We start from the raw sequence: 12,355 nt of genomic DNA, 5'->3' as shown, positions 1-12,355 counted from the left end.
GAGGGCCTAAAAACAAGCGAAAAACAGCAAAAATGGGACCTGATCAGTACAGCAGGAAATCAACGAAAGTGACTGAAAAAAATAATAAAACTAGTAAAATCAGTAGTTTCATATTTTCTGTTGCCCCTATGATGGATTGGACGAACTGAACGAGAAAAGCGAAGCGTGATCAGCAGTTAAGTGTAGTCGCTCTTAGGCATGCTGGACGAAATGCTGTACCGCCACTCTCGCAAGCCTTGATGAAGAGTCGGTTTCGCGTTCGTGCGTTCGTATGGCGGCAGGAGCGCAACGCAGCGTAAGATTCAGCCCCCCGTGAAAGGCTGCTTAGTCGCCGATTGCAAGGTAAAGTCTCCCCTTGGCGCCGAAGAGGATCGGTTGCACGAGGATCGAAGCTCACGGGCAATGTGGCTCGGACACGAGGTCCGTCGGCGTCGCCACGCACCACCCCAACTAACTTCGCGCACCTGCCGCGATAGTTCCCGTTGCGCTGCACATGGCTAAGAATTCGGAATAGCTTTGCGCGACCTTTGGCATTTTGAACTCGATCGGATCTTTGCCCGTCGGAACGATTGTTGTGTCGTTGTTCATCATGAACATCTGACCGCTCCGGCAGACTAAGATGTGGACGTGTGGGCTTATGCCCCCCACTGGATCATCGCTAACCACTTGGCGGATGCCGCGCGCGAGCATCTTTGGCCACATGCCAAAAGCAGCCGTTTCGGCTTGCAGTGTGCCGGACATTGGATCGAAGTAGTGTTTCATCAGATCGACGTATTTGTCGACGAATGCGCCGCTGCCGATATGCTCGACGGATAAGGGCCTGTTCGTGACGAGGGGCTTAAATTCGGGTGACATCATGCGGATGATCACGGCGCGCGGCCGTTGGATAACGTTCGGCGCTTTGACCGCATCAGGAGTGAGGTCTTCGTGACTGATGCCGACCATAAGGATGTGCGACTGCAAGGCTTGCTCGCCTGGTTCAGCGTTGGCGAATATAGCTTTGGCAATTGGCTGCCATTCATGTGCGACGCCAACCGGCTCCCACGTCCAAATCGAAACCGGCGGCCCTGCGGAAGCGGGAGGCGCCATGCCGTATTGGAGCGAGTGCAGAAGTTCGAAACCGATCTTCACCGAGCCTGCAAAACCGCCGATGATGTAGGGGCCGAGCGGATAGGCCTTTTGCAGCATGTCTCGTTCGTCGCCGTTCGAAAACGTGATGCGGACGTCGGCCATGATCGCGCCGTAGCCGAAGATTGAGGAGGCGCCGATAACCCAGGTCATTTGTTTCCTTCTAGAATCCCCGCATGACCTCGGCAAGCCGAGTATCAGTGAGTGGCTCTTGCAACAATGCGGCCGCCTCACGCATCCAGATGTTTACGTTCGTCGGGCGTCGTCAGGATCACGGACATCGCCTTGGCGTGGACGGGGGCGCGACGAGGACGTTCGCGGGCAACGCCTGACAAGGTCGTGCTTGCCGGTGATTGGCTGCAGATCGTTGATGTCGGCGCGAGCGCATCGAGCATGGCTGCGCACAAGGCGTAAGCGCGGCCGCGACGTTCGCCATCACAAGAGCAGGGAAGGCAAGATGCAAGACTCACTATTCCGGTTCATCTTCGTTCTGGACGCGCACAGGAATCTCGACTGGCGGGACGAGAGCTTCGAGCTGCCCACGGTAGCGCCGAACTATGCGTTCGTAGAGATCCGTCACGCGCCGCGCCGTCACGGACACGACAAGCGCATATTTCAGCTCCCGCGACTGGCGGATGCCATGCCCCTCGGCGCGCGCGTTGTAATGAATGTCGAAGAGGGGGGCGATCGGCCCCGGAAATTACCTTCGCCATGCAGGCAGTTCTCCCATTTCCACGCGTCACGGCGCAACTCTTCTTCGGTGACTTGCGGTCGGCTTTTGCCGAAGAACGGCTTGCTGGCAGCGTGCGCGGCATCGTCGTCCTTGAACACGGTCTTGTTCGGTCGGAAGACGACGTCGAGTCCGGCGCGCGTGTAGTTGCTTGGGTGATGTGGATCAACTTCCGTCGTGTAACAGAGCGTCGCCTTGACCTTAACCATGCCCTTCAGCTCTTCGTCTGGCATCGGGATCGCCGCGCGAATGTACTTTGAGGCAGTGACGGTGCCCTGGTAGACGACGCGCACGGTGTCATCGTTGCAGATCACGATGTCGTCGAGATGGTTGGGGAGGCGGCCCCAGCCGATCTCGGCGTGCGGAATATCTGCAGTCTCAACGCAGTGGACCAGGAGCGCGCGGATGGCGAGCGGGTTGAGAAGCGGACCGAGATGCGCGCGAACGCCCGAGCCCATGCGCAGCACGGAGGGGGCCGCAAAGCTAGTGCCGCCCGTCGGCTCGATCTTCGGCGCATCCTTGGTGCGCAAGACCAGAAACGGTCGCGCCGTCGATCCACCGAATGCCACAAGATCGGGCTTGATGAGGCCTGGACTGCGCCCGGGGCCAACGGAACTATAGCCAGCACGAACCATCCTGCATCGGGGCGATCCGCCGCGCCGACGGCCAACGCGTTGACGCAATCGGCAGGGACCTGAACCCGGTTGGCGCCGATTATTTCATCCCCTTCGCCGCCATTGCCAGCCGCCACCACCGCGAGGCACTCGCCCTTAGACAGGAAGTCATCAAACACCGCCGTCCAGGCGTGGACTTCGTTGTCGTCGATGGGGAGCTCGGGCCCGAGGCTGAGGTTGATAAAGTCGTACTTGGTGCTCGCCAACACGTTCTTGATCCGGTCAAGCACCTCATAGAGCTCGTACGGGTTCTGGCCAGGCGTCGTATCGACGACCCGGTAGTGATGCACAGGTGCGAACGGCCGCGGCGCCGGCTTGTTGGGCTGAAGGTGGCCGAATAGGAACGCGGAGGTGACCCCGACGCCGTGGCGAAGAAGACTATCCTCTGGTGCGCCAACGCCCGGCGCATCAATGGGCGTAGCCCATTTCGTCAAGGGGTGTTTCGCCGGCAGCCCGCCATCGAAGATCGCGGCGCGTATCTTTGGATCGACCGGGCCTTCCTTCGGCAAGATAACAGAATCGGATCCTACGCCGGCGGTGCGGATGGTCGGCCGCAACATCCGCAGTGGCGGCATCGGGCGGACGGCGCGCACAAGGCGGAACGCGGCAACGTCCTTCATCTTGTTGCGCGGCGCCTCGAGTCTTCGTGGCGGTCGCAGACTCGGGCGCGTTTGCCCGTGCAGCTGAAGCGCTCAACATCGACCAGTCGGCACTGAGCCACCATGATTCGGAAATCGAGACTGAACTTGGCGCCAGTCTGCTGGATCGGCGACCGCGAGGAACTGTGCTGACCTCGGCAGGGCGCAGGCTCTACGAACATGCCGGCGCCATCCTTTCTGCCATGACCAAGGCAGAAATCGACGTCAAGATGTTCACGGAGGTCGCTACCGGACCGGTTGCGATCGATTTCAGCCATACCGCAGGCGCCGTCAGCGCCTTGCCTATCATGCGCAGTGTGGGAGAGGGCCTGTCCCAACGTGCATTTGACATAAGCGAGGGGCTCAGCCCGCATTTGACCGGTTAGGTGCTGTCCGGAGTACTCGATTTCGCTCTTGTGTTCAATCATCGAATGATACGCGAAAGCAGCGCGAATCCCTCTTGAGAAAGGTACTCTTTCTGATCGGCATATCCGAGATCATCGGGCGCTCGAATTCGCCCATCGCATTTGCCGACATACCGCAGGGCGCCGTGCTCGGGCTCACGTCGCCGACCTCGCGTGCAATTATCCAGGCGCAGATTCTCCGCAACCAGATCAAGCCCAGTCCAAAGCTGGAAATCGATTCGCTGAACATCATGCGCACGGCGCTCGGAGCGGGCTTGGGATGCGGTATCCTGCCCAGGTCAACCGTGGGAAGCGAATTGTTGAAGAGCGAGATTCATGCGCGCCGCATCGTCGAGCCCAACCTGACGCGTGAATTCAGTCTCGTTTCGCTCGCCGAGCACCGCCTCGAGCTGCTCCAGCACCTTGAGCGTCGCCTTGGCACCCATGTTGACGTGATTGACCGCAGCCTGCCACGCCGCCTGCGGCTTCCTGGCAATGATGGCGTCGATGATCGCCTTGATCTCGATCGCATTCTCCTTCAGCCGTTCGGGTTGCGACAGCACGATCGGATGGAGATAGCTGAGCCACGCCCGGGTTACGGTCACGAAGCCCTTGACGACGCTGTTGCCCGCCGCACCCTTGGTCTCGGCGTCGGAAATCTTCTCCGCGACGATCCTGGCGGTGAGGCCCTCCGGCGTCAACCTGAGGTCGTAGTGCTGGCGCGCCTCGTCCGGGTACGAGCTACGACCGGCCCCTGGTTGGGAATGTTGTCGACGATGCCTTCCGCCTCGAGCTGCCGCAGAGCCTCGCGTCGAAGCGCCGCGCGCTTTGCGGATTGATAGCGCAACGAGCCTTGGTCTAGCAGTCTCTGCCCCGCTAACTTCGCCGAGGTCCGGCTCCCGCCGCACCTGTATTCGGAACCGTCAATCGCGTCTCTTGAAACAGCGGTTTGGAGCGGCCGCCCATCGCGGGCCTCAAAGTGGATGCGAGTTGAATGGCACCTGTCTCGCAGACCCGCCTCGCCCCCCGGGGGAGGGGGGCGAATAAGCCCTTGGGATACTTTCGAAACTTCGCCGGAGCGTGCCGGACGGGGCCTGGCTTCATTGAGGTTCGAGACCTGCGAGAACGTTCGAGCAGGCCAACATGGAGCCGTTAAAGCTGAATTGCCCAAACAGTAATTCGACCGTCACCGCATTGTCGCTAATCCTACGAAATCCTGAATGTGGAGGAGCGGATGCGTTTAGGCGCCGATATTGGGGGGACATTCACAGATATCGTCCTCGTCGACGATACGACCGGATTGTTTCGCCTTGGCAAGGTCTTAACGACGCCTCGTCAGCCCGACAACGGCGTCATCAATGGCATCAAGCAGGTGATCAACGGCGACGCGGGATCAGTGTCGCATGTTGTCCACGGCACTACGCTGTTTACTAATGCGCTGATCGAGCGGAAGGGCGCTCTCACCGCGCTCGTCACGACCCGCGGATTCCGCGACGCTGTCGAGATTGCCCGCGAACACCGCTACGACATGTATGACCTCCGGCTTCGCCGCCCTGCACCAATTGCGCGTCGCCGCCACCGCTTCGAGGTCTCCGAGCGAATTCTGTCCGATGGCACAATCCGCCAGGCACCGAACGAGGAGGAGATAGCCAAGATCGCCGAGGAAATGCGCAGCATCGGCATTGAGGCGGTTGCGGTCAGCCTCATCAACTCCTACGTCCGTCCTGATCATGAACGCATTGTTGGCCGCATCCTGCAGGGAAAGCTGCCTGGCGTCGCGATCACACTGTCCAGCGATATTTCGCCGGAGATCAGGGAGTTCGAGCGCTCGACGACGGCGCTCTGCAACGTCTACGTCAAAAGCATTGCCGAGAAGTACCTGACGCGGCTTGAAAAGCGCACGCGGGACGAGCTGAGCGAGGCGGCAGGTCTCTACGTCATGCAGTCAAACGGCGGTCTTCTGACCGCCAGCCAAGCCATCGAGGCGCCCATCCGGCTCGTTGAATCAGGCCCGGCTGCCGGGGCTCTTGCCGCCGCGCATTATGCAAACTCGCTCGGCCTCTCCGATGTTCTGTCCTTTGATATGGGCGGCACCACCGCCAAGGCCTGCCTCATCGTCGATGGCGAGCCTCTCCTGGCCCCCGAATTCGAGGTCGATCGCCAGTATCAGTTCAAGAAAGGCAGCGGCCTTCCGGTGAAGGTGCCCGTGATCGAAATGATCGAGATTGGCACTGGGGGCGGTTCGATTGCCCAGATCGACGCACTCGGCCGTCTCAAGGTCGGGCCCCATAGCGCAGGCTCGGTGCCAGGGCCCGCTTGCTATGGAGCAGGCGGAGAACTGCCAACGGTTACGGATGCAGATCTCCTCCTTGGTTACCTCAATGCGGGCTTCTTCCTCGGCGGAGATATGAAGCTCGACAAGGCCGCCGCTGAACGTGCAATTATCCAAGAAGTCGGCGAGCCCCTTGAGCTCGACGCCATCCAGGCGGCCTGGGGCATCCATCAGCTCGCAAACGAAGCGATGGCCTCGGCTGCCCGCATCCACGCCATCGAGCGTGGCCGCATGATCTCCCAGTTTCCGATGTTCGCCTTCGGTGGGGCAGGTCCAGTGCACGCCTATGGCGTCGCTCGCGTCCTGAAGCTGCCGAAGATCATCTATCCCTTCGGCGCGGGCGTCATGTCGGCAGTCGGCTTCCTGACGGCCCCGCTCGCCTTCGACTTCGTTAGATCGAGCCCGGCAAAGCTCGAGCAAATGGAGTGGCAAGAGGTCAATCGCGCTCTCAAGGAGATGGAGGACGAGGGACGCACGCGTCTCGCCCTATCAATGAGCGATGAGGACGTTTCATTCCGCCGCTGGGCCGATATGCGGTACCGCAAGCAGGGGTTCGACATTCGCGTTCCGATCCCGGCTGGCGAATTGGGGGCGCACAGTATCGCTGAGATTGTGGCCTCGTTTGAGCGCGTCTACACCGAGCTCTACGGGCACACCGTGCCTAATACGCCGATCGACGTGATGTCCTGGCGCGTCGTAGCCGCAGGTCCGAAGCCCGATTTCAAGCTGCCGATTACCACCTCCAAGTCCGACAATCCCCGCAAGGGATTCCGGAAGATCTACGTCCCCGACGCAGGCCTGATCGATGTCCCGGTTTACGATCGTTACCGGCTCGGAGCCGGCGACCACCTGCAGGGCCCTGCCATCATCGAAGAGCGTGAATCGACCGTGGTGATCAACGGCCCCGGCGAAATCAGCGTCGATCAGAACCGCAATCTCATTGTCGATATCGAGGTAGCCTAATGAGCGCCAAGGAACTTGACCCCATCACGCTCGATATCATGTGGGGGCGGCTGATTGCTGCTGTGAACGAGCAGGCGGCAGCACTGATGCGCTCGTCATTCACCTCCATTGTGCGCGACGCGGAAGACCTGTCTGCCTGCGTGTTCGATCGGCGCGGCCGCATGGTGGCCCAATCGGTCACCGGCTCACCGGGCCACATCAATTCCATGGCCACCGGGATGGAGCACATCCTGAAGACGTTCCCGATCGATAGGCTTCAGCCCGGCGACGTCATCATCACCAATGATCCATGGATCACTGTCTCCCAGCTTCACGACATAACAATTGCCACCCCCGTGTTCTATAACGGACGGGTTGTGGCACTCTTTGCGAACTGCTGCCATGCGCTCGATATCGGAGGCAGAGGCCTGTCCTGCGATGCCCGATCCGTCTTTGAAGAAGGTCTCTTCATTCCGATCATGAAGCTGCATTCGCAAGGCGAGCCGGTCGACGCCGTCTATCGGCTGATCGCTGCCAATGTGCGGACGCCCGACGAGGTGATCGGCGACATCCACGCGCAGATCACCGCGAATGAAGTCGGCGCGAAACAGCTCAAGTCCTTCCTTCACGAGTTCGGTCTCGCAGACATCGAAGAGGTCGCCGATGCCATTATCTTGCGGACCGAGAGGGCGATGAGAGCGGCTATCGCCGCCCTGCCCAATGGCTCTCATCCCTTCGAGATCACGATCGATGGGTTCGATACGCCGATCGAGCTCCATACCAGGGTCACCATCAAGGACGATGAGGTGATTGTGGACTATGAAGGGTCCTCGTCAACGGTTGATCTCGGCATCAACGTCGGCTTCAACTATACGGTCGCTTACACCACGTATGGCGTGAAATGTGCAATCGCGCCGGATGTGCCCAACAACGCCGGCTCGTTCATCCCCATACGCACCATCGCCGCCAAGGGATCGATCCTCAACGCCCAGCACCCCGCGCCCGTTGCTGGTCGTCATACGGTCGGGCACTTCCTGCCGTCGGCCATCATGGGCGCGTTGTCGGGAATCCTGCCCGACAAGGTAATGGCGCCCGGGGCTGACAGCCTCTGGAATACGCATATCAGCGGCTTCGATAAACGTGACGGTCGCTTCTTCTCATACACGTGGTTCTCGACGGGCGGTACCGGCGCGCTCAAAGGGCTCGACGGACTTTCGGCGACGTCCTATCCAAGCGGCGTCGCAGGTGTCCCGGTCGAAATTATCGAGGCGCTGACGCCTCTGGTCGTCCATCAAAGAGCACTTCGCCCTGACTCCGGTGGCGCCGGCGAACACCGTGGCGGCCTCGGCCAGATTATGGAAATCGAGGTGCTGACCGAGAAGCCCTATTTGTTCTCGGGTATGTACGATCGTTGCAAGCATCCGGCACCCGGACTTTACGAAGGAAAGGCCGGCGCGACGGGTGCCATCACGAGCTCAAACGGTGAGGACGTCCAACCAAAGCTCAGCCGCATGTTGCCGCCCGATACGATCGTAACCATCTCGCTGCCGGGCGGCGGTGGCTTCGGTCCCGTCACACGCCGTAGCCGTGACGCCATTCTCGATGACGTTCTGGACGGATATGTCACGCCTGAAGCGGCGGAACGCGACTACGGCCTCCAATTCAATCTCCCACAAAAGCAGCGTCGGAGTGCCTGATGCCGATCGATTCCCGATTTGTCCTGATCGCTTCAATGGACGTTGATCCTGCCCATGAAACCCTGTTCAACGAAGTGTACGATGGCGAACACGTGCCGCATCTTCTGACGGTGCCAGGCGTTCGCAGCGTCACGCGTGTGAAGGGCGTTCCCTTCGCGTTCGCCATCGCGGACGGCATCAAGAATATGCCGCCACCGGAGCCTGTTTATACGGCCATCTATGAGATCGATCATCCTGACGTCCTGAAGAGCGACGAATGGGCGAGGGCTGTTGAAGCAGGACGATGGGCAAGCGAGGTGCGTCCGCACACGCGCAATAGGCACCACGCGGTCTATGAGAGACAATCGACCAGCCCGTAACGCTCACCAAAGTCAACAAACGTCGTGATGCTTGCCGGGGTGTCAACGACGACGATCACATCAATGATAACCCGCAGGAGATGAGGATGACGACAAGCGTAGAGACGACGATGACGCCACAGCTTGAGGCTGTTGGTCCGAGCAAAGCAGGAAAGATGGGCCGCCTCGCACTCGCCAGCATGGTCGGCACGTCGCTGGAGTGGTACGAGTTCGTTATTTACAATTCGATGGCGGCGCTAGTCTTCAACAAGCTGTTTTTCCCTTCGTTTGATCCGATTGTCGGCACCATTCTTGCCTTCTCGACTTATGCAGTCGGCTACGTGTCGCGACCGATCGGCGGCATCATTTTTGGCCGTCTCGGCGACAAAGTCGGTCGGCGCGCCGTTCTCGTCTATACACTTGCACTCATGGGCTTCACGACGCTCGCAATGGGTCTGATCCCGACCTATGCCAGTATCGGAATAGCCGCTCCGCTGCTCCTTGTCTCGCTTCGGACCCTTCAAGGCATCGCACTTGGCGGCGAATGGGCTGGAGCGATCCTGCTTTCGGTCGAGCACGGCAATCCGAAGAATCGCGGCCTCAACGCGTCCTGGACGCAAATGGGTCCCTCGGCAGGAACGCTTTTGGCTGCTGGCGCCATCGCTATCACCACCACCGTCCTGAACGATGCGGATTTCCTGCTCTGGGGTTGGCGGCTTCCGTTCTTCGCAAGCGCGATCCTCGTGATTTTCGGCTTCTGGATCCGCTGGAGCGTCGAGGAAAGCCCCCATTTCAGCCAGCTTCAGGCCGGCCATGCGACGACGAAGGCGCCGATCGCGGAAGTTCTGGGCTCGTATTGGCGCAACCTCCTGATAGCCGGCAGCGTCCGCATCGGCTCCGACGTAGTGTACGGGTTGCTCGCGGTTTTCACGCTGACCTATGTGACCCAGAAACTCGGCCTTTCGCGGACATTGGCCCTGACTGCCGTCTTGCTCGGAGCCGGAGTGCATGCAATCTCAATCCCGTTGCTTGCAGCGCTCTCGGATCGCATCGGACGACGCGTGGTCTACGGAGCCGGTGCTCTCGGCTCGATTGTCGGCAGCTTCCTCCTGTTCGGGCTCCTCGACACGAAGTCACCAGCCATCATCATCGTCTCGATCTGCATCGGCATGATCTTCCAGGCCGCGATGTTCGGGCCCCAGGGTGCATTTGTGACCGAGCAGTTTCCCACGCGGGTCCGCTATACTGGTTCCTCGTTGGCTTACACCTTTGCCGGTGTTCTCGGCGGCGGCTTCGCGCCCTTGATCTTCGCGACGCTATTGCGCGAATATCCCAACACATACGCGATCCCCGCTTACGTGACCGGCGCGCTTGCCATCACCCTCGTCGCATTATTCGCGGCAACGGAAAAGGCCGGCCGCGACATCGATTAAGCTTTGCGTGAGACTTCGTGCCGCGTATCGCCAATGCGCGGCACAAGATCTTTGAATTCGAAGAGTTTGACAACCCATGACCATCACGACTGCGCTCGCGAGCGTCCCCAAGCCGACGGCCGCTCTCATCGAAGCTTTCAGGTCTGCACCGACCTCGGTGATCAGCGACAATCTCGACCGGCTGGCAGGCGCTGTGGGATTGCGGCCGTTCCATCGTTCTGGGCGAATGGTCGGGACCGCGTTCACGGTGCGGACACGACCGGGAGACAATCTCGCCATCCATAGAGCGCTCGAACTGATCGGCCCCGGCGACGTCATCGTCGTGGACGGAGGTGGTGATGAGACGCGGGCGCTGGTTGGCGAGATCATGAAGAATATCGCAGAGAAAAGGGGGGCGGCGGGTTACGTCATCGACGGAGCGATCCGTGACGTCGTGGCCTTCGCCGGCGCGGATTTCCCCTGTTTTGCCCGCGCTGTGATCCATCGCGGTCCCTATAAGAGCGGCCCAGGCACGATCAATGTCCCCGTGTCGATTGGCGGGTCGGTGATCGCACCAGGCGACATCGTCGTCGGCGACGAGGATGGCGTCGTGTCCTTTCCAGCTGCGATCGCAGACTCACTTATCAAGGCAGTCCAGACCCAGATCGCCCGTGAAGACGAGACGCTCAAGGCGATCCGCGAGGGCCGGTACGAGGGATCCTATGGACGGCATTAACCTGTAATGGAGGATCACATGACGAACCAAAAGCGCGAATTTCACAATCTGGATGCTCCCGATGACGGCTTGCTTCGCGAGCTGGCGTCCGGACTGACCACGCGCATCTTTTCGGGCGAGCAGGCGATGCTCTCGGTTGTCCACTTCGAGCCGCACGCCGAAGGAACGCTGCACCACCATCCAGAGGAGCAGTGGGGAGTACTCCTGGATGGCTCTGCGATCAGAGTGCAAGGCGGAGAAGAGATTCCCGTCAAGAAGGGCGACTTCTGGCGCACGCCGGGCAACGTCCCTCACACGATGCGAGCCGGTCCCGACGGAGCGCGCGTACTCGATATCTTCAGCCCGCCACGGCCGGAGTACAAGAAGCCGGGTTCGGGGTTCGGCCAGTCTTAGCCGATCCTTGTGCGTCTTGCTCGGACGCGAGAACAGCACTCTGGCAGACGCCTTAGGGGAACAGTCGTGCAGGAATCTCGTGAATTGGCCCTGACTCGCCTGCCGCTGCGAGTAGATGGGGTCGAGTTGAACGTGTCGGCAATTCATCGCAACGAAACGCTGGCGCCGATTGTTTTCCTGCACGGCTTTGGGTCTACCAAGGAAGATTACGCCGACATCGTCCGGCATGAGGCACTCGCGGCCCATTCGTTCCTGGCGTATGACGCTCCCGGCTGCGGCGAGACACATTGCGCAGATCTGTCAGCGGTCTCGATACCCTTCCTTTTGAAGACCGCACGAACCGTTATCGAGCACTTCAAGCTCGATCGGTTTCATCTGGTCGGCCATTCGATGGGAGGCCTTACGGCGCTGCTATTGGCGCACCAGTATCCTGAACAAGTGCTCAGTTTCGTCGACATTGAGGGAAACCTCGCACCGGAAGATTGCTTTCTCAGCCGGCAGATCGTGCAATACCCGGAGCAGAATGCAGAGCGATTTTTCGCGGCGTTCATCGAACGTACCAGGCATATGCCGGCCTATGCCAGTGCTCTCTACGCCTCTGCTCTTCACTACAAGGTGCGGGCCGGAGCGGTGCCAGGGATATTTCGTTCCATGGTCGAGATGTCGGACAGTGACGAACTGATAGAGAAGTTCAACAGCCTGAGCTGCCCGAGGATGTTCATGTACGGCGAGCAAAACGCAACCCTGTCATATCTCAATCTCATCCGTGCGAAGGGCGCGCGACTGGCAGAGATACCTGCGTGCGGTCATTTCCCAATGTATTCCAACCCGATCGCAATGTGGACGCAGATTGCGCAGTTTGTGAATGACACGGACAGCAATCGCTGAACTATGCTCAGGGAAGTCGTCACTTCCGCAACTTGCGTATGAC

At 60.0% G+C, this 12,355-nt stretch carries 13 protein-coding genes and 1 pseudogene; 9 read left to right on the top strand and 5 right to left on the bottom strand.

Annotated features, from left to right (window positions below; all coding sequences use genetic code 11):
* Positions 1-450 precede the first annotated feature (450 nt).
* The 4 genes and pseudogenes from RX331_RS24105 to RX331_RS38930 form a co-directional block, all read right to left on the bottom strand.
* Positions 451-1,281 carry a hypothetical protein gene (locus RX331_RS24105; protein WP_317252374.1) on the bottom strand — a complete coding sequence of 277 codons (831 nt, stop codon included), beginning with the start codon at positions 1,279-1,281 and terminating at the stop codon, positions 451-453.
* Between the two features lie 77 nt (positions 1,282-1,358).
* Positions 1,359-1,523, bottom strand: coding sequence for a hypothetical protein (locus tag RX331_RS24100; protein ID WP_317252373.1), 165 nt, complete (start codon positions 1,521-1,523; stop codon positions 1,359-1,361).
* 220 nt (positions 1,524-1,743) lie between these two features.
* Positions 1,744-2,493: a S8 family serine peptidase gene (locus RX331_RS24095; RefSeq protein ID WP_410708004.1), complete on the bottom strand. Its 750-nt coding sequence runs from the start codon at positions 2,491-2,493 to the stop codon at positions 1,744-1,746.
* 51 nt (positions 2,494-2,544) lie between these two features.
* Positions 2,545-3,092, bottom strand: a pseudogene (locus RX331_RS38930) (S8 family serine peptidase); the annotation flags it as partial.
* Positions 3,093-3,178: 86 nt separating this feature from the next.
* On the opposite strand from RX331_RS38930, the gene RX331_RS24090 reads away from it, so the two are divergent.
* Complete coding sequence (locus tag RX331_RS24090; RefSeq protein ID WP_317252371.1) at positions 3,179-3,556, top strand: LysR family transcriptional regulator; 378 nt, start codon at positions 3,179-3,181, stop codon at positions 3,554-3,556.
* Positions 3,557-3,590: 34 nt separating this feature from the next.
* Here RX331_RS24090 and RX331_RS24085 read toward each other — a convergent pair whose 3' ends face one another.
* The gene (locus RX331_RS24085; RefSeq protein WP_317252370.1) at positions 3,591-3,827 is read right to left on the bottom strand and encodes a hypothetical protein; all 237 of its coding nucleotides are present in this window, start codon (positions 3,825-3,827) and stop codon (positions 3,591-3,593) included.
* Between RX331_RS24085 and RX331_RS38925 the strand changes: the two genes are divergently transcribed.
* The 8 genes from RX331_RS38925 to RX331_RS24045 all read left to right on the top strand — a co-directional run bounded on the left by RX331_RS38925 (position 3,721) and on the right by RX331_RS24045 (position 12,312).
* Positions 3,721-4,413 (top strand): LysR substrate-binding domain-containing protein, encoded by a 693-nt coding sequence (locus RX331_RS38925; RefSeq protein ID WP_410708315.1) that lies wholly within the window; start codon positions 3,721-3,723, stop codon positions 4,411-4,413. The two genes, RX331_RS24085 and RX331_RS38925, sit on opposite strands and share 107 nt — an antisense overlap.
* A 383-nt stretch (positions 4,414-4,796) precedes the next feature.
* Complete coding sequence (locus RX331_RS24075; RefSeq protein WP_317252368.1) at positions 4,797-6,869, top strand: hydantoinase/oxoprolinase family protein; 2,073 nt, start codon at positions 4,797-4,799, stop codon at positions 6,867-6,869.
* Positions 6,869-8,545 (top strand): hydantoinase B/oxoprolinase family protein, encoded by a 1,677-nt coding sequence (locus RX331_RS24070; protein WP_317252367.1) that lies wholly within the window; start codon positions 6,869-6,871, stop codon positions 8,543-8,545. The genes RX331_RS24075 and RX331_RS24070 overlap by 1 nt, the downstream gene beginning before the upstream one ends.
* The gene (locus tag RX331_RS24065) at positions 8,545-8,904 is read left to right on the top strand and encodes a hypothetical protein (protein ID WP_317252366.1); all 360 of its coding nucleotides are present in this window, start codon (positions 8,545-8,547) and stop codon (positions 8,902-8,904) included. Before RX331_RS24070 ends, RX331_RS24065 begins: the two co-directional genes overlap by 1 nt.
* Positions 8,905-8,990: 86 nt before the next feature.
* Complete coding sequence (locus RX331_RS24060; RefSeq protein ID WP_317252365.1) at positions 8,991-10,316, top strand: MFS transporter; 1,326 nt, start codon at positions 8,991-8,993, stop codon at positions 10,314-10,316.
* A gap of 76 nt (positions 10,317-10,392) precedes the next feature.
* Entirely contained in the window at positions 10,393-11,031 is a 639-nt protein-coding gene (locus tag RX331_RS24055) for an RraA family protein (RefSeq protein ID WP_317252364.1), read from the top strand.
* Positions 11,032-11,049: 18 nt separating this feature from the next.
* The gene (locus RX331_RS24050) at positions 11,050-11,424 is read left to right on the top strand and encodes a cupin domain-containing protein (protein ID WP_317252363.1); all 375 of its coding nucleotides are present in this window, start codon (positions 11,050-11,052) and stop codon (positions 11,422-11,424) included.
* Positions 11,425-11,490: 66 nt separating this feature from the next.
* Positions 11,491-12,312 carry an alpha/beta hydrolase gene (locus RX331_RS24045; RefSeq protein WP_317252362.1) on the top strand — a complete coding sequence of 274 codons (822 nt, stop codon included), beginning with the start codon at positions 11,491-11,493 and terminating at the stop codon, positions 12,310-12,312.
* Positions 12,313-12,355: the final 43 nt, after the last annotated feature.

This window comes from Bradyrhizobium sp. BWA-3-5 (genome assembly GCF_032917985.1).
Lineage (GTDB): Bacteria > Pseudomonadota > Alphaproteobacteria > Rhizobiales > Xanthobacteraceae > Bradyrhizobium.
This window is presented reverse-complemented; position numbering and strand designations above follow the sequence as displayed.